General features: G+C 63.8%; 23 protein-coding genes. 6 read left to right on the plus strand and 17 right to left on the minus strand.

Annotation, left to right across the window (positions count from 1 at the left end; translation table 11 throughout):
- Positions 1 to 8: 8 nt before the first annotated feature.
- From MesoLj_RS05310 to MesoLj_RS05335, 6 genes are all read right to left on the minus strand, one after another.
- Entirely contained in the window at positions 9 to 335 is a 327-nt protein-coding gene (locus MesoLj_RS05310) for a chorismate mutase (RefSeq protein ID WP_019862096.1), read from the minus strand.
- Positions 336 to 343: 8 nt separating this feature from the next.
- Positions 344 to 1948, minus strand: a complete 1605-nt coding sequence (ffh, locus tag MesoLj_RS05315) for a signal recognition particle protein (RefSeq protein WP_202325322.1) — start codon at positions 1946 to 1948, stop codon at positions 344 to 346.
- Between the two features lie 383 nt (positions 1949 to 2331).
- Positions 2332 to 3285: a CPBP family intramembrane glutamic endopeptidase gene (locus MesoLj_RS05320; RefSeq protein WP_202325323.1), complete on the minus strand. Its 954-nt coding sequence runs from the start codon at positions 3283 to 3285 to the stop codon at positions 2332 to 2334.
- A 178-nt stretch (positions 3286 to 3463) separates the two neighbouring features.
- Positions 3464 to 4069, minus strand: a complete 606-nt coding sequence (locus MesoLj_RS05325; protein WP_202325324.1) for a DUF1236 domain-containing protein — start codon at positions 4067 to 4069, stop codon at positions 3464 to 3466.
- Positions 4070 to 4132: 63 nt separating this feature from the next.
- Positions 4133 to 5230: a zinc-binding metallopeptidase family protein gene (locus MesoLj_RS05330; protein WP_202325325.1), complete on the minus strand. Its 1098-nt coding sequence runs from the start codon at positions 5228 to 5230 to the stop codon at positions 4133 to 4135.
- Positions 5231 to 5321: 91 nt separating this feature from the next.
- A complete protein-coding gene (locus tag MesoLj_RS05335) occupies positions 5322 to 6569 on the minus strand; it encodes a flavin monoamine oxidase family protein (protein ID WP_202325326.1) in 1248 nt (415 codons plus the stop codon).
- 145 nt (positions 6570 to 6714) lie between these two features.
- Here MesoLj_RS05335 and MesoLj_RS05340 point away from each other — a divergent pair, with 145 nt between their 5' ends.
- Positions 6715 to 7512, plus strand: a complete 798-nt coding sequence (locus MesoLj_RS05340) for a lytic murein transglycosylase (RefSeq protein ID WP_140776147.1) — start codon at positions 6715 to 6717, stop codon at positions 7510 to 7512.
- A 397-nt stretch (positions 7513 to 7909) separates the two neighbouring features.
- Here MesoLj_RS05340 and MesoLj_RS05345 read toward each other — a convergent pair whose 3' ends face one another.
- Positions 7910 to 8425: a hypothetical protein gene (locus MesoLj_RS05345; RefSeq protein WP_202325327.1), complete on the minus strand. Its 516-nt coding sequence runs from the start codon at positions 8423 to 8425 to the stop codon at positions 7910 to 7912.
- 2 nt (positions 8426 to 8427) lie between these two features.
- Entirely contained in the window at positions 8428 to 9651 is a 1224-nt protein-coding gene (locus tag MesoLj_RS05350) for an argininosuccinate synthase (RefSeq protein WP_202325328.1), read from the minus strand.
- Between the two features lie 359 nt (positions 9652 to 10010).
- On the opposite strand from MesoLj_RS05350, the gene MesoLj_RS05355 reads away from it, so the two are divergent.
- The 3 genes from MesoLj_RS05355 (at position 10011) to MesoLj_RS05365 (ending at position 13947) form a co-directional block, all read left to right on the plus strand.
- The gene (locus tag MesoLj_RS05355; protein WP_202325329.1) at positions 10011 to 10766 is read left to right on the plus strand and encodes an alpha/beta hydrolase family protein; all 756 of its coding nucleotides are present in this window, start codon (positions 10011 to 10013) and stop codon (positions 10764 to 10766) included.
- A gap of 298 nt (positions 10767 to 11064) precedes the next feature.
- Positions 11065 to 13116 (plus strand): putative bifunctional diguanylate cyclase/phosphodiesterase, encoded by a 2052-nt coding sequence (locus MesoLj_RS05360; RefSeq protein ID WP_202325330.1) that lies wholly within the window; start codon positions 11065 to 11067, stop codon positions 13114 to 13116.
- A 189-nt stretch (positions 13117 to 13305) separates the two neighbouring features.
- Positions 13306 to 13947: a LysE family translocator gene (locus MesoLj_RS05365; protein WP_202325331.1), complete on the plus strand. Its 642-nt coding sequence runs from the start codon at positions 13306 to 13308 to the stop codon at positions 13945 to 13947.
- Here the strand turns inward: MesoLj_RS05365 and MesoLj_RS05370 are convergent.
- The 4 genes from MesoLj_RS05370 to rlmN are packed head-to-tail and all read right to left on the minus strand — an operon-like array spanning position 13919 to position 16504.
- On the minus strand, positions 13919 to 14395 hold the full coding sequence (locus MesoLj_RS05370; protein WP_202325332.1) for a hypothetical protein: 477 nt from the start codon (positions 14393 to 14395) through the stop codon (positions 13919 to 13921). The two genes, MesoLj_RS05365 and MesoLj_RS05370, sit on opposite strands and share 29 nt — an antisense overlap.
- Entirely contained in the window at positions 14392 to 14841 is a 450-nt protein-coding gene (locus tag MesoLj_RS05375; protein ID WP_140776137.1) for a hypothetical protein, read from the minus strand. The genes MesoLj_RS05370 and MesoLj_RS05375 overlap by 4 nt, the downstream gene beginning before the upstream one ends.
- Positions 14838 to 15275: a hypothetical protein gene (locus tag MesoLj_RS05380; protein ID WP_202325333.1), complete on the minus strand. Its 438-nt coding sequence runs from the start codon at positions 15273 to 15275 to the stop codon at positions 14838 to 14840. Before MesoLj_RS05380 ends, MesoLj_RS05375 begins: the two co-directional genes overlap by 4 nt.
- Positions 15272 to 16504, minus strand: coding sequence for a 23S rRNA (adenine(2503)-C(2))-methyltransferase RlmN (gene rlmN, locus MesoLj_RS05385; RefSeq protein ID WP_202325334.1), 1233 nt, complete (start codon positions 16502 to 16504; stop codon positions 15272 to 15274). Before rlmN ends, MesoLj_RS05380 begins: the two co-directional genes overlap by 4 nt.
- Before the next feature lie 167 nt (positions 16505 to 16671).
- On the opposite strand from rlmN, the gene MesoLj_RS05390 reads away from it, so the two are divergent.
- Complete coding sequence (locus MesoLj_RS05390; RefSeq protein ID WP_202325335.1) at positions 16672 to 18027, plus strand: chloride channel protein; 1356 nt, start codon at positions 16672 to 16674, stop codon at positions 18025 to 18027.
- Positions 18028 to 18082: 55 nt separating this feature from the next.
- Here the strand turns inward: MesoLj_RS05390 and MesoLj_RS05395 are convergent, their stop codons facing one another.
- The 3 genes from MesoLj_RS05395 to MesoLj_RS05405 all read right to left on the minus strand — a co-directional run bounded on the left by MesoLj_RS05395 (position 18083) and on the right by MesoLj_RS05405 (position 19659).
- Positions 18083 to 18586 (minus strand): invasion associated locus B family protein, encoded by a 504-nt coding sequence (locus MesoLj_RS05395; protein ID WP_140776129.1) that lies wholly within the window; start codon positions 18584 to 18586, stop codon positions 18083 to 18085.
- Positions 18587 to 18861: 275 nt separating this feature from the next.
- On the minus strand, positions 18862 to 19224 hold the full coding sequence (locus MesoLj_RS05400) for a YkvA family protein (RefSeq protein ID WP_202325336.1): 363 nt from the start codon (positions 19222 to 19224) through the stop codon (positions 18862 to 18864).
- A gap of 138 nt (positions 19225 to 19362) precedes the next feature.
- Positions 19363 to 19659: a 4a-hydroxytetrahydrobiopterin dehydratase gene (locus MesoLj_RS05405; protein WP_202325337.1), complete on the minus strand. Its 297-nt coding sequence runs from the start codon at positions 19657 to 19659 to the stop codon at positions 19363 to 19365.
- A 104-nt stretch (positions 19660 to 19763) separates the two neighbouring features.
- On the opposite strand from MesoLj_RS05405, the gene MesoLj_RS05410 reads away from it, so the two are divergent.
- Positions 19764 to 20282 carry a low molecular weight protein-tyrosine-phosphatase gene (locus MesoLj_RS05410; RefSeq protein WP_202325338.1) on the plus strand — a complete coding sequence of 173 codons (519 nt, stop codon included), beginning with the start codon at positions 19764 to 19766 and terminating at the stop codon, positions 20280 to 20282.
- Here MesoLj_RS05410 and thpR read toward each other — a convergent pair.
- Positions 20186 to 20782 (minus strand): RNA 2',3'-cyclic phosphodiesterase, encoded by a 597-nt coding sequence (thpR, locus tag MesoLj_RS05415; RefSeq protein ID WP_202325339.1) that lies wholly within the window; start codon positions 20780 to 20782, stop codon positions 20186 to 20188. The genes MesoLj_RS05410 and thpR overlap by 97 nt on opposite strands.
- A gap of 128 nt (positions 20783 to 20910) precedes the next feature.
- Entirely contained in the window at positions 20911 to 21555 is a 645-nt protein-coding gene (locus MesoLj_RS05420) for an arylesterase (protein ID WP_202325340.1), read from the minus strand.
- Positions 21556 to 21578: the final 23 nt, after the last annotated feature.

Raw genomic sequence — 21578 nt, forward strand, 5'->3', positions numbered from 1 at the left:
TGCACCGGTCAGCCGGTTTTCGTCACGCCGTTGGCTGCGGCGATCTGTTCGTGGTGGCGGATCACTTCGCGGACGACGAAGTTGAGGAACTTCTCCGCGAAATCGGGGTCGAGATGCGCGTCCTTCGCCAGCTGGCGAAGACGGGCGATCTGCTGCTGCTCGCGCGCCGGGTCGGCCGGCGGCAGGCCATGCTCGGCCTTGAGCACGCCGACCGCCTTGGTGCAGCGGAAGCGCTCGGCCAACATGTGGATGAGGGCGGCATCGATGTTGTCGATCGAGGCGCGATAGCCGGCCAGGATGGTGCGGGCGTCGGCCATGTCCTTTTCTTCATTCATCCGTATTCTCACTTCTTCTTGCCAAGGCCCGGCAGTCCGCCTCCGCCGAGGCCGGGAAGCCCCGGAAGTTTCATGCCGCCGGGAAGGCCCGGCAGGCCGCCGCCGGGAAGACCCCCAGGCAGGCCTTTCATGCCTCCGAGGCCCGCGGCCTGCGCCTGCTTCTGCAAGGCTTCCAACTGCTTGGGATCCATCTTCGACAGATCGGGCATGCCGCCGCCCATCATACCCCCCGGGCCGCCGGGCATCATGCCGCCAAGGCCCATCTTGGAGGCGAGGCCGCCCATCATGCCGCGCATCAGGCCGCCGCCTTTGCCCTTGCCGCCCATCGCCTTCATCATGTCGGCCATGCCGCGATGCATCTTCAGGAGCTTGTTGATCTCGGCCGCGTCGGTGCCGGAGCCGGCGGCGATGCGCTTCTTGCGCGAGTGTTTGAGCATATCCGGATTGGCGCGCTCGGCCTTGGTCATCGAGGAGATGATGGCGAGCTGGCGGCCGAACATCTTGTCGTCGAGGCCGGCGGCGGCCATCTGGTCCTTCATCTTGCCCATGCCGGGCATCATGCCCATGATGCCGCCCATGCCGCCCATCTTCGACATCTGCTGAAGCTGCTGGGCAAGGTCGTTCAGGTCGAACTTGCCCGACTGCATCTTCTTGGCCATCGCCGCCGCCTGCTCGGCATCGATGTTCTCGGCGGCCTTTTCGACGAGCGAGACAATGTCGCCCATGCCAAGGATGCGGTCGGCGATGCGCTTGGGGTGGAATTCCTCCAGCCCGTCCATCTTTTCGCCGGTACCGATCAGCTTGATCGGCTTGCCGGTGACGGCACGCATGGAAAGCGCCGCACCGCCACGGCCGTCGCCGTCCATGCGGGTCAGCACAAGGCCGGTGATGCCGACGCGGTCGTCGAAGCTCTTCGCCAGATTGACGGCGTCCTGGCCGGTCAGCGAATCCGCCACCAGCAGGATCTCGTGCGGGCTCGACACCTTCTTGATGTCGGCCATCTCGACCATCAGCGGCTCGTCGATATGGGTGCGGCCGGCGGTGTCGAGGATGACGACGTCGTGGCCGCCGAGCTTGGCCGCCTGCACGGCGCGCTTGGCGATATCGACCGGGTTCTGGCCGGCAATGACCGGCAGCGTCGCGACCTTGACCTGCTCGCCGAGCTGGCGCAGCTGCTCCTGCGCGGCGGGACGCCGCGTGTCGAGCGAGGCCATCAGAACCTTCTTGTTCTGCCGCTCGGTCAGCCGCTTGGCGATCTTGGCCGAGGTGGTCGTCTTGCCGGAGCCCTGCAGGCCCACCATCATGATGACGACGGGCGCCGGCGCATTGAGGTCGATGGCGACGCCTTCGGCGCCCAGCATGTCGACCAGCTCGTCATGGACGATCTTGACGACCATCTGACCGGGCTTGATCGACTTCAGCACCGCGGCGCCGACGGCCTTCTCGCGTACCTTGTCGGTGAAGGACCGCACCACTTCCAGTGCCACGTCGGCCTCGAGCAACGCACGGCGCACCTCGCGCAGTGCCGCCGAGACATCCGCCTCCGACAGCGCGCCGCGGCCGGTCAGGCCGTTGAGGATGGAGCCAAGGCGCTCTTGTAGGGACTCAAACATTGGTCAACCCGCCGCTCGAGAGCGCCTTGGAGTCATAGTAATCCCTGTCGGGCCGGTGGCCCTCCACGCCTCTTGTGCGCTCCTGCAGCGATTCAAACATTCGTTTTCCTTTTCCCTGGCACCCGGATGGTGCCCGAGAGGTAATGCGTTCGCGCCAACTGTCCAAGCAAAAGCAAAGCCCAAAACCAAAAAGCACCCGGGGGCGCATTGCGCTGCCGGGTGTTGGCCTCCAGGATCTCTTTATAGCACCCGCCTCAAAGAGGCTTCGGCGTCCTGGTCGGCTTGCTCGGAGGGATACTCGTCGCGGAATTCGAGGCGTGTAGACAGGAAATCGGCCGCGGAGTCAAGACAAGGGCCGGGCGGCGCCGTTCCTCGCGCCCCGATCAGCCTGCCTTCGCGCCGCTCGGAAGCTTAGCCGTGACCTTCAGCGGCGAGCGGGGATGCAGCAGCAGCACGATCGTCAGCAGGCTGCAGGCGATGCCGATAAGGGCGATGAGAACGGCATCCGACGTCATCCAACCGGGGCCTTCGAGCGGCCTCGCGATGAACAGGGCGAAGGAGTTGTAGCTCTCCTGGTGCGAGATCAGCAGGAAGCCGGTCAGATTGTTGCCGAGATGGGCGCCCAGCGCCGCACCGAGGTTGCCCGTGACATAGACCACGAGCGTCAGAAGCAGCGCGAAAGCCGCGATCGAGACCAGCACGCAAGCGTTGATGGCAAGCGACGAAGCGCTGCTCCAGTGCAGCGAGGTGAACAGCAGGCCCGGCAGCAGCGCCCAGATGAGCGGGCTCCTGAACCGGTTGGCCAGGCCACGCAGCAGGTAGCCGCGAAACAGCACCTCCTCCGACGAGGTCTGCAGCAGAGTGAGCGCGACGATCGGAATCAGAAACAGCAGCCAGGAAGACAGGCTGATCGTGCCGCGCGCGATCTCCGGCTGCAGCAAATAGAGCAGGATTTCGGACAGAGCCGAGGTGATCAGCACCGCGACCAGCCCCTTGAGGAAGTCCGGCCAGGAGACGCGCCGGCTGACGCCAAGCAGCGCCGACAGCGGTTCGCCATGCACCCATCGCATGGCGATCCACAGGCCGATCCAGATGCCGGCGAAGGAGGCGAGGGCGCTGAGGATGCCGATCGGCGAGGCGAGGAAATCCTGCATGCCGGACGGCGAAGCAGCCGCCTGCCAGGCGAAGTAGGCATAGGTGCCGCCGAACAGTACGGCCGCGGTGGTGACGGCCCAGAGCAGGACGACGATCAGCGTTCCGAGGAAGAGACGCAGCAAGGTCGTCCTGGCGTTCGGCGAGTGCCGGTAGCGTTCGAAGGCAGTGTCGTCGATCTTCACGCTGAGCCCCTCGCCCGAATCCATCGCCTCTGATCTAGCCGATGGCCTCGGAAATCGGAATTGCTATTCGTCAGGGTTCAATGCGCGAACAAACACCGCGCGGCACCCAGGCGCCGCGCGGGTAGGAACGGCTATTCCGTTTGTTGCCAGCAGCCGCGATCGCGACCGCCGGCTTCCATCAACGCACCACGTACATGATGCGCCGTGTCTGGGGATCGATCAGCGCCGGCTGGCCGTTCACATAGACGTAGCGGTAGTTGTAGTCGGGAATTTCGCGCAGCTCGACTGTGTCGGGCAAGGTGGCGCCGGTCACCACCTCGCCGTCGAGATAGACGGGGTCGAGGCGATGCGTATCGACATAGGTGCGCACTTCGGCCGGAGGCGGGGGAAAGGCGTCCTCGACCGGCTCGCCGGCGACGATCGCCCCGGTATAGTCGGTCGAATAGTCGCCGATGTCTTTCGGCGGCGAGACGACGGCAACGCTGGAGCCGTGCGGACGCTGCGTCAGCACCACCCGGCTGCCGCTGAAATCGGCCGTGACATAGTCGGAATAGACCCAGCCCTGGCCGCCGGCTTCGGCAATGGTGCACCATTTGCTGTTTTCGATGCAGCCATTGAGCGTCGCCGACTGGCCAGCGGCGAGCACGCCGATGACAGGATATTGCGGGCCGGGGCCGGCGCGCACGTTGAGATCGGTGACGGCCGAGACGGCGGTGTCGGCAAAGGCGGCACCCGACATCACGGTCATCATCCCGGCGATTGCGGGAAACAATAGGGATTTCATGGTTTCTCTCCGTTTTCATGGCCCCTCGGCGGTGAAAACGGGGCAGTCGCGCATGCGTTCCGGCTAAAACGCCTGCGCCGCCTCACGATTTGTTCCCGCACCTTTCGGCAGGCCCGTCAAAAGGTCGTGAACGAAAGCCAGTTTTCGCGCCGTCACGTCCGAAATGACGAAGGGATAGAGGTCGGGCAGACCCATGCAGCGGTTGATCGAGTTGGAGGCTTCCGACAGCACCAGCCAGCGCGCAAGAATCTTGTCGAAGGGCTCGGGCGTGTTGGCGGGTTCCGAAGGGGCTGCCTGCAGTTCGCCGCCCGTGTCGCCCCGCGGCAAATCGTTGGCTTCCACCGTCTCAAGCCGGCCGAGCGGGAAGTTCAGCGCATGGACCATCTCCAGCGTGTCGGTGATGTGCAGGTGGTGAGCCCAGGTTTCGGCCCAGTCCTCCCAGGGATGCGAAGTGGCGTAGGCCGAGATGTGGTCTTGCTGCCAGTCGGGCGCAGCACCGTTGGCGTAGTAAGTCTTCAACGCCTGTTCGTAATCGGTGCGCTCGTCACCGAACAAGGCGCGGAAAGCATCCAGCCTCCGTGGGTCGTCGCGGATCAGGCGGTCCCAGTAGTAGTGGCCGAGTTCATGGCGGAAATGGCCGAGCAGCGTTCGATAGTTCTCACCCATCTCGACGCGACGCTTCTCGCGCTCGGCGGAGTCGGCCTCGGCGACATTGAGCGTGATAAGGCCATTGTCATGGCCGGTGAGGATGCGTTCGCCGCCGGGCCCGCCGCCGATCGGATCGGCGAGGAAGTCGAAGGCGAGGCCGGCCTCGTCCGCGGGCGCCTGCTTGGGCGCCACCGGCAGGCCGAAGGCGAGCAGCGAATAGATGGCTCGCTTCTTCGCCGCTTCGACCCGGATCCAGCGGCGGCGGTTGCCGTCGACGGAGAGATCGGGGATCAGCTGGTTCAGCCCGCAGGCACGGCAAAAGACCTGCCCCGGCTCGGCCATCCAGTTGCAGGCGCATTCATCGGCATTGGTGCACTGAAAAGTGCCGTCCGCGCCCGACAGGGCAAAGCGGGCATGCTCGGGATCGTAGAGCACGAGGCTCCCGCAGTTCAGGCACTGCGCGTTCTCGAAATAGAGACGGTGGCCGCAATGCGGGCAGTCGAAGAGTTTCATGTCTGTCTCGATTCACCAGAGGAGGCACGGTGTGCATGGCGGCCCGTGCCCAAACGCGAACCGCGGGCCGGCGTTCCGCATTCCATCGAGACTATTTCGCCGCAAGCTGGGCGACGACCTGCCTGGCCACCGCCTCGCCCGACAGCCGCGCGCCGCCGCAAGTCTGTATCAGCGGGCCGGCGACATGCTCGCCGGCAAAGAAGATCTTTTCCGCGACCGGCTGCATCAGCGCCGCCCGCGCTTGCGAGCGGCCAGGGCGGGCAGCCGCATAGGCGCCGCGCACGAAGCGTTCGCCGCCCCAATTGGTCATCATGGCGCGCCCGACATGTTTGCGCGTATCGCCGCCGAAAATCCCGCACAGCCGGTCGACGACGAAGTCGATGCCGGCGGCCTCACCCGCGGCCGACATCTCCCAGGCGAAATCGCCGCCGACGAAGCCGACCATCAGGTCGAGGTCGAATGGGAAACACAGGAAATAGATGTCGTGCCTGGCCATTCGTTCGATCAAAAGGTCGTCGAAGGGCTGCAGGCCGAGCCTCGTGCCCGTGATTTCGACCGGCAGCTTGGTCAGCATGCCCATGGGCAGGTCGAAGAAGGCGCCGAAATGGGTGTCGGGCAGGGCAGGTGAAAACGCGATCTCCTCGAAGGCAAGCACCGCCGGCGAGGCGGTAACGATCACCGCCTTGGCGCGGATGGTGCCGCGGTCGGTGACGCAGGCGACGCCCGGCACGTCCCAGAGAATCTGGCGCACCGGCGTCGACAGTTCGACCGGCAAGCCGGCGCCGAAACGCGCGACCAGCGCGCCAAAACCCTCCTTGCTGAAATAGTTGGGGTCGAGATCGGCGGCGGCCTGAAAGTCGCGGATCGAAATCTCGTCCTCATCGGCGCCGAAATCCATCGGCCCGGCGAAGGTGGCGGCCGCGCGTGGCGCATGGCCTTTTTCCAGCAATGCGGAAAGGCGGTCGTCGTCGCCTACCCCGACCTCATGTTTCGCCAGCAATTCGAACAGCTTCGCATCGGCTGCCTTCATCTCGGCTTCCTCGGCCTCGCTCGCCTTGCGCTTGCGGTAGTAGAGGTGGTCGACGTTCATATCGTGGTGGTGCAGGGTCCAGCCGGCACTCTTGGCTTCGGGAAAATACGGATTGCGGTCGGCGGCATGCAGCCAGGCGCAGCCGATGTCGAAAGGCACGCCAAAATGCCGGTCGCTGGTCCAGGCGCGGCCGCCTATGCGGTCCATGGCCTCGAGCAGCTTGAAGGAGAGGCCCGCCGCCTGCACGGTCCTGGCCGCGGACAGCCCCGCCGAGCCGGCGCCGATGATCACGACATCAACGTCTTCCATGGCTATTTCGACCCCGCCACAATAATCACTTGATCGTAAGCAAATTCCCCGGCATTCGCCAGCATCGCGCCACAGGACGGTGACAAAGGCGCGTTTCGCTGGCAAATTCCCGCCGGGACGTGAATCAGGCAACCAGGAGAAAGACATGGCATTACTTGCCAAGGGTAGGATTTTAGCGGCCGCACTGGTGGCGGTGCTTGGGCTGGCGACGGGCGCGCAGGCGGCCGGGAGTTGCGGCAAGACCGGCGCCGGCTTCGATGCCTGGAAGCAGGATTTTGCCGCGGACGCCAAGGCCGAAGGTGTCGGCGCGAAGGGCCTGGCCGCTCTGGCCGGCGCGACCTACGCAACAAGGACGATCTCGGCCGACCGCGCCATCCACAAGGCGTTCAGCGGCTCGGTGGACGACTTCATGAAGCGCCGTGGCGGAGCCGCGATCATTTCCAAGGGCCGCTCGCTGAAGAAGTCGAACGCGGCGCTGTTCAGCCAGATCGAACGGAATTATGGCGTGTCGCCGGGCGTGCTGCTCGCCATCTGGGGCATGGAAACCGGCTTCGGCGCTTCCATGGGCAACCAGAATACGGTCTCCGCCATTTTGACGCTTGCTTATGATTGCCGCCGCCCGGACTACTTCCATCCGCATGCCATCGCGGCCCTGAAGCTGGTCGATCGCGGCGCGTTGACCTCCTCGTCGGTCGGCGCCATGCATGGCGAGGTCGGCCACACGCAGTTCCTGCCCGGAAATGTCTTGAAATATGCGGTCGGCAACGGAAACCTGCGCGACAAGGCCACAGCGCTGGCTTCCACCGCCAACTACCTCAAGGGTCATGGCTGGCGGGCCGGCGCGAGCGCGAGTGCCAATATGGGCGCGATTGCCGGCTGGAATTCGGCAAACGTCTATCAGCAGGCCATCGCGCGCATCGCCGACGCGATCGATGCCAACTGATTGAAGCCTCTGTTCGAGCAAGAGCCCGGCCATGCGCCGGGCTTTTTGTTGCGCGGGAGCGTCGCGGATGTTCGGAGTTGGCCGAGACCTCTAACTTCGTCATCCACGGGCGGAGCAGCCGCATAGCGGCGTCGCGGAGACCCGAGGATCCATTCCGTGACCTCGGCCGTGGAGTGCAGCGGAGCAGGATTCTGCACCGTGGCGAAGCGTTGGAGTCCCGGCATGGATCCTCGGGTCTGCGCCGCGTCGCTACGCTCCTTGCTCCGCCCGTGGATGACGAAGCGGTGGTGTTCCCGGCTAACCGCCAAGGTATGCGGGTTCACCAATGCGTCGGTCAAATTCCTTAGCCGGGGCGTATTTCACCTGACTCAATCGAACTCGGTGCAATGCCGGATTTCTATTTCACATCAATCACGTAGGAACAGCCGGCCAGCGTCTGGCCGGGGTGGGTATCGACGGTCGAGACATTGAGCGTGACGCGCGTGGAAAGGTTCACGTCGCCACTCTCCTCGGTGCTTTCGGCCACGACTTTCTCGCCGAGGAATTTGTCCGGCGTCGAGACCGTCGCCGGGACGTCGAGCTGCCGGGCGAGGTCGGGCGCGCCAATGCCGTCAAGCACGGCCATCGGCCCTGTCGCGGTGAAGACGATTGTCGCCGTCTCACGCCCGAAGACATGGACCGGAGCGGGCAATTGATACTGGCTGAGGAATGGATTGCCTGATGCAGTCTCCTTCCAGCCAAGCGTATCCGCCGCTCCGGGCTCGCTTGCGAGCCAAAGGGCAAAGCCGTTATAGGCCGGCACGTCGGCCCTGCATTCGATGAGCGCTGCAAGGTCGAGCGAGGCGGGGTCGAAATCCCCGGCCTTGGCCGGTGCCGCCAGAAGGACCAGCGGCACCAGGCTGAGACGGCGCATGCCTATTTGTTGCGGTTGCGCGCGGCCAGCGTGCGCAGCCTCAGCGCATTGAGGCGGATGAAGCCGGCGGCGTCCTTCTGGTCGTAGGCGCCGCGGTCGTCCTCGAAAGTGACCAGCGCGTCGGAATAGAGCGTCTTTTTCGACTTGCGGCCGGTAACCATGACATTGCCCTTGTAGAGCTTGAGGCGCACCGTGCCCTCGACGTCTTCTTGGCTCTTGTCGATCATCGCCTGCAGCATCAGGCGCTCGGGCGAGAACCAGAAGCCGTTGTAGATGAGTTCGGCGTAGCGCGGCATGAACTCGTCCTTGAGGTGCGCCGCACCCCGGTCGAGCGTGATCGATTCTATGGCGCGGTGGGCCACGATCAGGATGGCGCCGCCCGGGGTCTCGTAGACGCCGCGCGATTTCATGCCGACGAAGCGGTTCTCGACCAGATCGAGCCGGCCAATGCCATTGTCGCGGCCAAGATCGTTGAGCGCCGCCAGCATTGTCGCCGGCGACAGCTTCTTGCCGTTGAGCGCGATCGGGTCGCCCTTCAGGAATTCGATCTCGATCTCGGTGACCTCGTCCGGCGCGTCCATCGGCGAAACGGTGCGCTGGTGGACGAATTCCGGCGGCTCGCTCCACGGATCTTCGAGAACCTTGCCCTCGGAAGACGAATGCAGAAGGTTGGCGTCGACCGAGAACGGCGCCTCGCCCCTCTTGTCCTTGGCCACTGGGATCTGGTGCTGCTCGGCGAAATTGATCAGATCGGTGCGTGACTTGAACGACCAGTCGCGCCACGGTGCGATGACCTTGATGTCGGGGTTCAGCGCATAGGCCGATAGTTCGAAACGCACCTGGTCGTTGCCCTTGCCGGTGGCGCCATGCGCGATCGCATCGGCGCCGGTCTCCTTGGCGATCTCGACGAGATGCTTGGAGATCAGCGGCCGCGCGATCGACGTGCCGAGCAGATAGGTGCCTTCATAGACGGTGTTGGCGCGAAACATCGGGAAGACGAAGTCGGAGACGAATTCCTCGCGCACATCGACGATGCGGATGTCCTTGATGCCCATCATCTCGGCCTTCCGGCGCGCCGGCTCCAGCTCGCCGCCCTGGCCGAGATCGGCGGTGAAGGTGACGACCTCGGCACCGAGTTCGGTCTGCAGCCATTTCAGGATGATGGATGTGTCGAGGCCGCCGGAATAGGCGAGCACGACTTTCTTGACGTCTTTGGTCTTGGACATTTCGGCTCCGTCGATGGCGGACGCTTGAAGCAAGGGCGTCACGCATTGTCGGAGCGCCTTTTAGCAGGAACGGCAAAGCGAGCAAGCACGCGCGGCGCCAGACTGCTGATCCAGCGGGGTGGCGGGAGCGGCGATGCGCTGGGTTGCCCGGGCAGTGGTGCTCTGGCGTGCGCCACACCACGCGAGCAACGGTTAGATCACGCGCCACTCGGAAATCGGTCGGGTCATAAAGGCTCATGCGGAGCCTGAATCAGATTGTGCCGCAATATCAAAGTCGCCAGTCGGAGAACGACCCTATTCCGGGCGATTGATCGAAATGGTAACTGCGACGTAAGCGGACAATTCCGGCGGTAGACACAATGAAATTTGAAAAGTTCTTCATACCTTCCGCTGAGTCTGGCGTCCGATTGGAGATTGTTGCCGCGAAGCCCAACGACAAAGGCCCGTTTCCAACGGTTGTGTTCAACCACGGCTCGACCGGAAGGGGTCAGAACAGGTCCCTCTATTCTAGAACGGTGGCTCCCGCGATTGTGGCAGGTTACTTCGTTGAGCGGGGATGGATGGCTCTGTTCCCCCAACGTCGAGGAAGGGGGAAATCAGAAGGAGTATATGGTGAAGGGCTTGCTCCAGATGGCTCCGGCTATTCCTGCGACGTGGAAATTGCGATTACCGGTTTCGAGCGCGCCGTTGAAGATGTTGATGCCGTAGTCAACTACCTGCGCGATCGATCTGACGTGGACCAGGACAAGCTCGTCATCGGGGGTGTCTCACGCGGCGGAATATTGGCCATAGCATATGCCGGGATGAAGCCAAACACGTTCCGCGGCTCCATTAACTTCAACGGCGGTTGGCTGGGGAGAGCTTGCCCGAGCCACGAATTTGTCAATCCAACGCTCTTCGAGCGTGGCGCACCTGCCGAAATTCCGACCCTTTGGCTGCATGGCAGCTACGATCAGTACTACCAGATAGGGCACTGCAGAGGAAATTTTGAACGATTCCTGTCGGCTGGCGGGCAGGGAGACTTCGTAGCGGCGCCCATGGGCCACGCGTTGATGTTCAAGCCTGCGCTTTGGAAAGATCACGTCGACCGGTATTTGCGTGATTTAACTGATTGAGCCTTCATTGAATGGGCAGCTTTCCACCTGCCAAACCGAAAGCCGACAGTCGCCTTTCCACCCCATCTCGGTCATTTCGCGGCGCATGATCTTTTTCCCAAACGGGTTCCCCGCTGTTCGCGATCATGCCCCTGTGAAACAACCTGCTACAATCGTAGGCTGCATTTACGGCCAGGATTTAAGCAAGTTTTCATGCTCTGCCGCTAAACCAGCGACACTGAGCTGCACTGTCCACGCAACCGTGGCGAAGCGGCTTTGCCTGCTCAATGCGGGTGTCCTCGGGCTTGGACCATTCTTGATGCGCGTCATATCATGCATCGTCACGGAGCATAATCTGTGGCTCGTCCTGCTGGCGGCGCTGATGTGCGTCACCGGCTGCTGGGTGACGATCGGTCTCCTCGACCGCGCCCGGAAAACCGTCGGCGTGCAGATGCGGGGATGGCTGTTCCTGACGGCGGTCGCGGCTGGTTCCTCGATCTGGTGCACACATTTCATCGCCATGCTGGCCTATCGGCCCGGCGCGCCGATCACCTTCGATCCGGCGCTCACCATGATATCCCTGGTCATCGCCATGGTCGGAACCGGGGCCGGCTTCGGCCTTGCCCTGGACAAGAGCCGCGGTCTGGCCCCGGAATGGGGCGGATGCCTTGTCGGACTGGCGATCTCGGCCATGCACTATACCGGCATGATGGCCTACCACGTGGCCGGCATCGTCGAGTGGGACGGCTCCTATGTCATCGCCTCACTTGTCATTTCGGCGGCATTCTCCGCCGTGGCGATCGGCCAGGCGGTGCGCCGGCCATATCGCTGGTCGCACTATCTCGGCATCGGGCTTTTGGTGCTGGCGATCGTCGGCCTGCATTTCACGGCGATGACGGCGGTGGCGGTGACGCCGCTCTCCTTCATCACCACCGGCACCAATCCCGATATTCTCGAAGCGATGGCCGTCGCCGTCGCCGTGGTCGGCCTGATCGTCGCGGCCACCGGCTTCGCCAGCTACCTGATCGACGAACGCGGCCGGCTCGAGAGTTTCGAGCGGCTGCAGCATCTTGCCCTCAACGATGCGCTCACCGGCCTTGCCAACCGGGTCTCCTTCAACGACCGCCTCGACCATGAGATCGAGCGGGCGCGCGAGGAGGAGACGATGACCGCCGTCATCGTCATCGATCTCGACCGTTTCAAGGAAATCAACGACTTCAGGGGGCACGCGGCCGGCGACCAGGCGCTCAAGATCATCGCCCGCAGGCTGGCGAAGCTGGCCGGCGATGGTGAGTTCGTCGCCCGGCTCGGCGGCGACGAATTTGCCGCCATCAAACGCTTCAAGGACCAGAACGACCTGCTCGGCCTGGTATCGCGGCTGGAAAAATCGTTGTTCGAACCGTTGCGGATCGACGATTTCGAGGCCGTCACCGGCGCCAGCATCGGCGTCGCCGTCTATCCGCGCGACGGGGCCGACCGGGAGAGGCTCGTCAGCAATGCGGATCTTGCCATGTACCGGGCCAAGAACGACGTGACGCGGGCCGTCTGTTTCTATGAATCGGCCATGGACGAGACGGCACGGGCGCGCCGGGCGCTCGCCACCGACCTTCGCCAGGCGGCCGAGCGTGGCGAACTCTCGCTGCACTATCAGGTGCAGACCTCGGTCGCGACCGGCGCCACCTGCGGCTACGAGGCGTTGCTGCGCTGGACCCATCCCGTGCGCGGCATGATCCCGCCCGCCGAATTCATTCCGATCGCCGAGGAAAACGGCTCGATCCTGGCGATCGGCGAATGGGTGCTGCGGACCGCATGCCGCCAGGCGGCCTCCTGGGACAATGGCCACAAGATCGCGGTCAACCTGTCGCCGGTGCAGTTCGCCCATGCCGATCTCGCCAAGCTCGTCCATCAGATCCTGGTCGAGACCGGCCTGTCGCCGAAGCGCCTCGAGCTTGAGCTCACCGAATCGACGATCGTTGCCGACAAGGTCCGCACGCTGCACGTGCTGCGCCAGATCAAGGCGCTGGGCGTGACGATTGCGATCGACGATTTCGGCACCGGCTATTCCTCGCTCGACACGCTGCGCTCATTCCCGTTCGACAAGATCAAGCTCGACCGTTCCTTCATGGCCGATGTCGAGCGCAGCCCGCAGGCCAAGGCGATTATCCGCGCCGTGCTGACGCTGGGGCGCAGTCTCGACATTCCCGTGCTCGCCGAAGGTGTCGAGACGCGCGTCCAGCTCTCCATTCTGCAGGTCGAAGGCTGCAACGAGGCGCAAGGCTATTTCCTGGGCCGTCCAAAGCCGATCGATCAGATCCAGTCGACCGGAGCGGCAGCTGTCGTGCTGGCCGAACTCGATCAGTCGGCGGCCTAGAGCGGTTCAGCGTTTCACGGAATCGCAGAACCGCTCTAACTATTTGTTTTTACGCAATTCCGGACGGAAAACCGTTACACACTTTTCCTGGAATTGCTCTAGACACCCCTGCCGGAGGGTGCGCCAGTCTCGCATCTGGCGCCGGCGCGACGTATCTTGTATAGGCCTGCGCATTCCCAGGGGCCTTCCATGTCCTTCATTCCCGACACCACCACGCTGATCCAGTTCGCCGTCGCCACCGTGATCCTGGCGATCACCCCCGGTCCCGACATGACCCTGTTCGTCTCGCGCACGCTGAGCCAGGGGCGCGTCACCGGCTTTGCCTCGATGGCCGGTGCGCTGTGCGGCACGCTGATCCACACCACGCTGGTGGTGGTCGGCGTCTCGGCGCTGATCGTCGCCTCGCCGATGGCCTTCTTCGTGCTGAAGATTTTTGGCGCCGGTTATCTAGTCTTCCTGGCCTGGCAGTCGATAGCCAAGGGCTCGGCCTTTTCGCCGGAAAAGAAGACAGGCCCGCAGATCTCGCTGTTGCGCAGCTGGGCGGCAGGGCTCGGCGTCAATCTGCTCAACCCGAAGATCATCCTGTTCTTCATGACCTTCCTGCCGCAATTCGTTTCCGCGCATGATCCCAACGCGCCGGGAAAGCTGTTCTTCCTCGGCGCCATGTTCATCGTGCTGTCGATCCCGGTGACAGTGCCGATGGTGCTGGCGGCGGAAAAGTTTTCGGCGGCGATGAAGGCCAGCCCGCGCGTCACGCGGGTCGTCGACTATCTCTTCTCCGGCGTGTTCTCGGCCTTCGCGCTCAGGATCCTGACCGCCCAGGCGAAGTAGGGGCGTCCTTCCACCAGCTTCCGGCCCAGCGCCCGGCGCTGAGCCAGTAGAAGATGCCGCCGACCATGCCGCCACCGATGACGGCCATGATGCCGCTGGTGTCGGTCACGGCGAAGATGGACTCCTGGGCGTGATCGACCAGGCCAAGGAAGGCGGCCGCCACCACCGCACCGGCCAGCGCATAATACAACCAGTCGCGCCGGCCAAGGATTTCAGCAACCAGGATGACGATCGCCGCCGGCATGAAGGCGAAATAGGCGACGAACAGGGCGACGAAGGGAATCGAAAAATACAGCGAGGCGGTTGCGGCCGGCTGCGCATGCTGCGGCGCATAGCCAAGCGAGGCCAGGAACAGGATGTTGAGGAAGGCGCTCGCCGCCAGTGACGCGACGACATAGCCGAACAGGATCATGGCAAGGCGCACGATATAGGCGACGAGACGGTTCATCCCGCATCCCGCTGTAGGGGACGGCCAGACTTGCGCCCCGCCAGGAGCCAGTAGACCGACCCGGCGGCGGTGCCGGCGGTGGCCAGGAACCCGAGAAAGCCCGGATTGAACACAAAGCCTCCAGCCGAGCCGGGAACGAAAACGCCAAATGCGATGGAGGTGATCGCACCCGTGACCGCGAAATAGAACCATCCCCGCAGCGACAGCCGTTCGGCAAGCAAGATCGCGGGGCCGACGATCAGCAGCGCGCAGATCGCCACGGTCAACACGGCGAGCGGGAAAGAACCCAGCCAGTCGAATGTGAAGACCAGGGACCAGTTGCCGTATTCGATCCCTTCCAGAAGGGTGATCAGCAGCACAGGCACCAGGATTGAGGTCAGCACAGCGGCGACATAACCGACTGCTATGATGGCGAAGCGCTTGAGCCCGGCGAGGGGACGGTTCATCGGGCTGTCCTGATGCGCGTGTCGCTCGGAAGCAGTCCCATGACCAGCCGGTAGACGGCGCCGCCCAGGCTACCCGCGACGATCAGGGTAATCAGCAAGTCGAGCGCGGGCCGCGTCCGCGCCATCGGATAGATCTGCATGATCGCGAACATAACGGTCCCCACCAGGGCGCCGCCGAGGATCGAAAGTGTCCATCCCCGGCGCCCGGTCAGTTCCGATACCACAATCAGCGGTACCGCGGGCAGCGCGCCATAAATGGCGACTATTATCGTGCCCGCGACCAAGGCCACCACCTGGTCTTTCAGATCGAAGAAAAGCCGGCCGCTGCGCCAAAAGATGGAAGCGTCTTCGTACAAAAGAAACACAAGGGGCATGACGAGCGAGGCTAATGCATAGGAAATGGTAACAGCCGCCAGTCGCCAAGAAAAGCTCACGCTTCGCCGTGCCCCGCGATCATCATGGCTTCCAGCGCCAGCCGGTCGACCTTGCGCATGCGCTCCGATTCCGACTTGAGCTGACCGCAGGCGGCGAGGATGTCGCGGCCGCGCGGGGTGCGGATCGGCGAGGCATAGCCGGCATTGTTGATGTAGTCGGCGAATTTCTCGATCGTCTCCCAGTCCGAGCACTGATAGTTGGTGCCCGGCCATGGGTTGAACGGGATCAGATTGATCTTGGCCGGAATGCCCTTGAGCAGCTTGATCAGGCCCTTGGCGTCCTCGATGGAATCGTTGACGTCCTTCAGCATCACATATTCGAAGGTGATGCGCTTGGCGTTCGACAGGCCGGGATAGGCGCGGCAGGCGGCGATCAGTTCCTTCAGCGGATACTTCTTGTTGATCGGCACCAGCAGGTCGCGCAGATCGTCATTGGTGGCATGCAGCGAGATCGCCAGCATGACGCCGATCTCCTCGCCGGTGCGGAAAATCTCGGGCACGACGCCGGAGGTCGACAGCGTGATTCGCCGCTTGGACAAGGAAAGCCCGTCGCCGTCGGAGGCGATCAGCAGCGCCTTCTTCACCGCCTCGAAATTGTAGAGCGGCTCGCCCATGCCCATCATGACGATGTTGGACACCTTGCGGCCCTCGGCCGGCACGATGGCGCCGTCCGGCGTGTCGCGGTCGGGGAAATCGCCCAGCCGGTCGCGTGCTGTGAGCAACTGGGCGAGAATCTCTTCCGCCGTCAAATTGCGCACCAGCTTCTGGGTGCCGGTGTGGCAGAAGGAGCAGGTCAGCGTGCAGCCGACCTGCGAGGAGATGCAGAGCGTGCCGCGGCCTTCCTCGGGAATGTAGACGGTCTCGATCTCCACCGGCCGGCCGGCGCCGCGCGGCGGGAAGCGGAACAGCCATTTGCGCGTGCCGTCGGAAGAGATCTGCTCCTCGACGATTTCGGGCCGCGCGACCGTAAAATGCTTGTCTAGTTCGGCGCGCAGATCCTTGGAGATGTTCAGCATGCCGGGGAAGTCGGAAACGCCGCGCACATACATCCAGTGCCAGAGCTGCTGGGCGCGCATTTTTGCCTGGCGCTCGGGCACGATGCCGGACGCGACGAGCGCCTCGCCAAGCTCTGCGCGCGTCAGGCCGATCAGCGACGGCTTTTCGGGTGCGGCGCGGGCGCGCAACGCGTCACGGGCACCCTCAGTGGTGAGGTCGAAGGAAAGGGTCATGGTCGCACTGATATAAGCGGTTTGCGGCCGATTTCATCCATCGTGCCGGGAACTGAAGCGCGGCGCATAGCACAGGTTGAGGGCAGAGTCATGCCGGGGTAGGGGAATAGGGTAGCAAGGCAGGTCCTACTGCCCTACTCCCTATTCCCTCCCCTTCGAGGACAAACATGGCCCTTCAATCGCGAAAATATCCCCTGCTGCGGCGCTCGCGCGCGATGTGGGGCTCGCGGCGCGTGTGGCAGCCGCGCCTGGTGTTCTGGGCCGGAGCGGTCTCGATCGGCGTCATCAGCGTGCTGTTCGCGGTGCTGGCCGACAAGGCGCAGGTGCTGTTCCATGTCATGATCGGTGATGGCGGCGGCTGGCGCTTCTATCTGCCGCTCATGATCACGCCGCTTGGCTTCGTGCTGTGCGCCTGGCTGGCCCAGGCTTTCTTTCCGGGCTCGCAAGGCAGCGGCATTCCGCAGGCGATCGCCGCGCGCCATTTGCGTGACGACGACGATCGCAACCACCTGCTCTCATTGCGGCTTGCGGCCGGCAAGATCGCGCTCACCATCGTCGGCCTGTTCTGCGGCGCTTCCATCGGTCGCGAAGGCCCGACCGTGCAGGTCGGCGCCTCGCTGATGCTGCAGGCGGCGCGCTGGGGCGGCATGGCGCAGGCGCGGGGCCTGATCCTGGCCGGGTCGGCCGCCGGCATCGCGGCTGCCTTCAACACCCCACTGGCCGGCATCGTCTTCGCCATCGAGGAAATGGGTCGCACCTATGAAGCGCGCACCAACGGGCTGGTGCTGACGGCGGTCATCCTGGCCGGCATCGCATCGCTCGGCCTGCTCGGCAACTACACCTATTTCGGCATCTCCAGAGACACGATCTCGTTTGCCGCCGAGTGGCCGCTGGTGCTTGCCTGCGGCGTCATCGGGGGCGGCTTCGGCGCGCTGTTCTCGCTACTGGCGCTGAAGATCACGCGACGGATCCGCCGCTGGCACACGCAGCAGCCCCTGGCTCGCGCGCTGCTGGTGGCCGCATTCTGCGGGCTCGGCGTGGCGGTGATCGGCATTGCGTCGGGCGGGCTGACCTTCGGCACCGGCTACGCGCAGGCGCGCGGCGCGGTGGAGGGTACGCCGCTGCCATGGCTCTTCTTCGTGGAAAAATTCCTGGCTGGGCTGCTGTCGATGGTTTCGGGCATTCCAGGCGGCATTTTCGCGCCCTCGCTGGCGGTCGGCGCCGGTATCGGCAGTTCGCTCGGCCTTTTGTTCGGCGCCAGCGCGGGAGCCGCCGCGCTGCTCGGCATGGCCGGCTATTTCGCCGGCGTGGTGCAGGCGCCGATGACGGCTTTCGTCATCATCCTGGAGATGACCGGCAACCACGACAATGTCATCGCGCTGATGCTGGCTTCGATGCTGGGCTACGGCACGGCGCGGATGATCTCGCACGAGCCGCTCTATCACGCGCTGTCGCGCGTCTTCATCGCCGAGGCGATCCGGCGTCGGCGGGCGGAGGCCGCGCCGGAATCCGGCCATGCCTGAAAAGCAAAAGGCCGGGCTTTGCGCCCCGGCCTTTTGCGTCAAAGCTAAGCTCTGCTTATTTGCACTTGGCGATCGACGACAGCGCCGCCGAAATGCCCTTCAGCGAGAAGACATAGGAGGTGGGATTGCCGCGGCCGGATTTCGCCGTCACCTTCATGTCGGTGCCGGTCTTCATGGCGGCGATCAGCACAGGTTCCTCGGCGGCGTTCTCGACCCAGGCCGACTTGCCGCGGGTGAACATCGAGAACGACTTCTTGTCGATGGTGACGGTTGCCTTGGAACCTTCCTGGAAATTGTAGCCGGCAATGAACTGCGGCTCATAGGAAACCTGCTGGCCAGGCCGCTGGCTGACGAAGAAGAACATATCGCCATGGTCGAGCGTCGGCGGCTGCTTGTCGGTCGGCACGGTCAGCACGTAGCAGACCTTGCCGCCCTGCGCCTGATAGCTGTAGGTGCCCCAGGCATTGTGCTGGCCGATCTTGGTCGCCTGCTGCGCCAGTGCCGGCGCTGCTGAGGCCGCCAGGACCAGGCTCGAAACTAGTGCTATCAATCCGCGCATCGTCTTTCCCGTATTCCAAATGGTGCGGAGGCGGGCCGCTTGGCGTCCTGCCGTCGCTTCATTTTGATTTAATCTGGGTTACCAAACGGTGAATTTCCCTCAACAAAAGGACGCTCACCCCAGGAAACCGCCGCCATTCCCGCGCCGCCGCCCTTGTCGGCAGCCGGCGCGACGTCCCTTCGGCGACTTGGAGGCCACGAAAGCGGCAAGAGTTTGACTTTTCAACCGGAGCTGCGAACGCCTCCATCCACAAGATGAGCACCGCGCGAAGACGCTCAGCCCCTGTCGGCGATGGCGTCCTTGGCGGCCTGGCGATGCGCCGGCGTGATGTGGGCGCTGACGGCGGTGATCGCGGCGGTCAGCACGGCGATGTCGTCGGTGAAACCGAGGCCGAAGATGAAGTCGGGAATGAGGTCCACCGGCAGGACGAAATAGCCGAGCGCCGCCACCAATATGCCCTTGGCGCGCAACGGCGTGTTCTTGTCCATGGCGCAGTAATAGGCGGCGACGACGTCTTCCATGAAGGGGATCTGCCGCGCGGCCTTCTTCGCCGTGCGCCAGAATTTCTCGCGCACTTCGCCCTCGCCGCCCAGCCTGTCGCCAAAGCCGAAGAAATCAAAACCGGGTTGTTGCGCCATCAATGTCTCCTGGCGGGTCTCATGCGCATCCAGGCGCATGCCTCGCGGGGAAAATGTGGTGAAAGGTGAACCCGGGTGCAAGATGCCGGCACCGATTTGGGATTCTCCGCTGTCTTGGCGACCGTGCGATACCGGGCATCAACCACCGGCAAAGCGGTTCATTCTCTTCGCCAGTGCGATGTCGAGCGCCGTGACGCCGCCGGCGTCATGGGTGTTCAGCGTCACGTCCACGGTCTTGTAGACGTTTGACCAGTCGGGATGATGGTCCATCTTTTCGGCTGCCAGCGCGACGCGGGTCATGAAGGCGAAGGCTTCGGAAAAATTGTTAAAGACGAAGCTGCGCCTGATCGCGGCGCCGTCCTTGGCCAGCGACCAGCCGCCGAGTTCGGCAAGGGCAGCGGTGATGGCGTCCTTGCTGAGTTTTTCTCTCGTCATGATGATTTCCCGTGCTATCTCGAATTTGACCCTCACCATACTGCAAGTCGGCCAAAAGTGTTTTGCGGTTTTGGGGGTCCAAATGCACAAACGGCGCATATCGAATGAGCATAACGCCCATAAATTCCATCCTTTTCGTCTGTCTCGGCAATATCTGCCGGTCGCCGCTGGCAGAGGGCGTTTTTCGCGCCGTTTGGGCCGAGCGTGGCTGGGGCCGCGATATCCGGCTCGATTCGGCCGCGACCAGCGGCTGGGAGGTCGGCTCGCCCCCCGATCCTCGATCGATCGCGGTTGCGATGCGTCACGGCATCGATATTTCCGGACAGAGGGCGCGCAAGATCACGCCGCAGGATTTCTCCCGTTTCGACCTGGTCCTTGGCATGGACCGCTCGAATGTCGCCGACCTCAAGGCGCTGGCGCCAGCAGCCGCGCGGGATCGGGTACAGCTGTTTTTGGAACTCGCGCACGGACAGGCGCGCGACGTGCCCGATCCCTATTATGACGGGCCGGAGGCCTTTGCCGAGGTCTATCGCATGATCCGCGAGGCGTCGGAGGCGCTGGCGACGCGGCTGGCCGCGCGGGCGTCGGTGCCCGACAGCGGCCAGGCCTCCTCGACGATATAGGGGCCGCCGCCGACCGAATCGCGCGACGACATCAGGACGAAGCGGCCGATACGAAATGGCAGCGTCGAGAAATTGCCGCGGGCCGACAGATACTGGGCGACATCCAGCGGGCTCGAATTGCGCAGCCGCGCCAACGTCACATGCGGCATGAACTTGCGCGGATCGGCGGGAATGCCGAGCCGCTGGCAGATGCGGTCAATCTCGCCCTGAAGCGCCGCCAGATCGGGCGAGGCGGAAGCGCCGGCCCACACTGCATGCGGCTTCTTCTGGCCAAAGGCGCCGACACCGGACAGGGTCAGCGAGAAAGAGGGCCGGTGGACGCGGTCCAGCGCATTGGCGATCTCGTCGGCGACATGGCCCTCGACATCGCCGATGAAGCGCAGCGTCAGATGGTAGTTTTCGACATCGATCCATCGCGCCCCGGGCAGGCCGCCCCGGAGCAGGGACAGCGAAAGGGCGGCGTCACGCGGAATTTCGAGGGCGGTGAAAAGACGCGGCATGAAGAGCCTCCCTTCCTCGAATCGAACTGTCATCCATAGCGAATCATCGATAGTCGAATGGAGCAAGTGGTTTATTGGTCACAGGCTTTGCCAAAAGTTTCCGCAGGGGAAAGCAGTTTATCCAAGCCTCATGAGCCGCCCGGGACCGCCGCGATGGTCTTCTCGACCGTCGGCAGGATGCGCTCGACCATCCGGTCGACACCGTTTGCGTTCGGATGCATGCCGTCCTCGAGCTGCAGGCCGGGCTGTCCGGCGACGCCGTCGAGGAAGAACGGATAGAGCGCGACATCGTATTTTCCCGACAGGTCCGGAAAGATGGCGTCGAAGGCGCTCTGGTAGTCGGCGCCGAGATTGGGCGCGGCGCGCATGCCGGCGAGCAACACAGCGATCTTGCGCTGTTTGAGCTTGCCGAGCATCTCGTCGAGGTTCTTCCTGGTGATATCGGGCGAGATTCCGCGCAGCATATCGTTGGCGCCGAGTTCGAGGATGACCAGTTGCGTGCCGTCCGGTACCGACCAATCGAGCCGCGCTAGGCCGCCGCTCGTGGTGTCGCCGGAAACGCCGGCATTGGCGACGGTCACGTCATGGCCCTTGGCACGCAGCGCTGCCTGCAATTTGTCGGTAAAGCCTTGATCGGGCCCAAGCCCGAAGCCCGCCATCAGGCTGTCACCGAAGCCGACGATCTTGAAGGGCTCGGCACGCGCCGACGAAATGGCGCCGCAAATGGCGAGGAAAAGGACCAAGCCTGCGGCTATCTGGCGTTTGAAAGACATGCGGCAGGCCCCATATGACCAAG

This window comes from Mesorhizobium sp. 113-3-9, assembly GCF_016756515.1.
Classification (GTDB): domain Bacteria; phylum Pseudomonadota; class Alphaproteobacteria; order Rhizobiales; family Rhizobiaceae; genus Mesorhizobium.

Bases quoted from the DNA above. Each gene is read 5' to 3' on its own strand.
- MesoLj_RS05310 (WP_019862096.1), bottom strand. From the start codon at position 335: ATGAATGAAGAAAAGGACATGGCCGACGCCCGCACCATCCTGGCCGGC.
- ffh (WP_202325322.1), bottom strand. From the start codon at position 1,948: ATGTTTGAGTCCCTACAAGAGCGCCTTGGCTCCATCCTCAACGGCCTG.
- MesoLj_RS05325 (WP_202325324.1), bottom strand. From the start codon at position 4,069: ATGAAATCCCTATTGTTTCCCGCAATCGCCGGGATGATGACCGTGATG.
- MesoLj_RS05330 (WP_202325325.1), bottom strand. From the start codon at position 5,230: ATGAAACTCTTCGACTGCCCGCATTGCGGCCACCGTCTCTATTTCGAG.
- MesoLj_RS05335 (WP_202325326.1), bottom strand. From the start codon at position 6,569: ATGGAAGACGTTGATGTCGTGATCATCGGCGCCGGCTCGGCGGGGCTG.
- MesoLj_RS05340 (WP_140776147.1), top strand. From the start codon at position 6,715: ATGGCATTACTTGCCAAGGGTAGGATTTTAGCGGCCGCACTGGTGGCG.
- MesoLj_RS05345 (WP_202325327.1), bottom strand. From the start codon at position 8,425: ATGCGCCGTCTCAGCCTGGTGCCGCTGGTCCTTCTGGCGGCACCGGCC.
- MesoLj_RS05350 (WP_202325328.1), bottom strand. From the start codon at position 9,651: ATGTCCAAGACCAAAGACGTCAAGAAAGTCGTGCTCGCCTATTCCGGC.
- MesoLj_RS05355 (WP_202325329.1), top strand. From the start codon at position 10,011: ATGAAATTTGAAAAGTTCTTCATACCTTCCGCTGAGTCTGGCGTCCGA.
- MesoLj_RS05360 (WP_202325330.1), top strand. From the start codon at position 11,065: ATGCGCGTCATATCATGCATCGTCACGGAGCATAATCTGTGGCTCGTC.
- MesoLj_RS05365 (WP_202325331.1), top strand. From the start codon at position 13,306: ATGTCCTTCATTCCCGACACCACCACGCTGATCCAGTTCGCCGTCGCC.
- MesoLj_RS05370 (WP_202325332.1), bottom strand. From the start codon at position 14,395: ATGAACCGTCTCGTCGCCTATATCGTGCGCCTTGCCATGATCCTGTTC.
- MesoLj_RS05375 (WP_140776137.1), bottom strand. From the start codon at position 14,841: ATGAACCGTCCCCTCGCCGGGCTCAAGCGCTTCGCCATCATAGCAGTC.
- rlmN (WP_202325334.1), bottom strand. From the start codon at position 16,504: ATGACCCTTTCCTTCGACCTCACCACTGAGGGTGCCCGTGACGCGTTG.
- MesoLj_RS05390 (WP_202325335.1), top strand. From the start codon at position 16,672: ATGGCCCTTCAATCGCGAAAATATCCCCTGCTGCGGCGCTCGCGCGCG.
- MesoLj_RS05395 (WP_140776129.1), bottom strand. From the start codon at position 18,586: ATGCGCGGATTGATAGCACTAGTTTCGAGCCTGGTCCTGGCGGCCTCA.
- MesoLj_RS05400 (WP_202325336.1), bottom strand. From the start codon at position 19,224: ATGGCGCAACAACCCGGTTTTGATTTCTTCGGCTTTGGCGACAGGCTG.
- MesoLj_RS05405 (WP_202325337.1), bottom strand. From the start codon at position 19,659: ATGACGAGAGAAAAACTCAGCAAGGACGCCATCACCGCTGCCCTTGCC.
- MesoLj_RS05410 (WP_202325338.1), top strand. From the start codon at position 19,764: ATGAGCATAACGCCCATAAATTCCATCCTTTTCGTCTGTCTCGGCAAT.
- thpR (WP_202325339.1), bottom strand. From the start codon at position 20,782: ATGCCGCGTCTTTTCACCGCCCTCGAAATTCCGCGTGACGCCGCCCTT.
- MesoLj_RS05420 (WP_202325340.1), bottom strand. From the start codon at position 21,555: ATGTCTTTCAAACGCCAGATAGCCGCAGGCTTGGTCCTTTTCCTCGCC.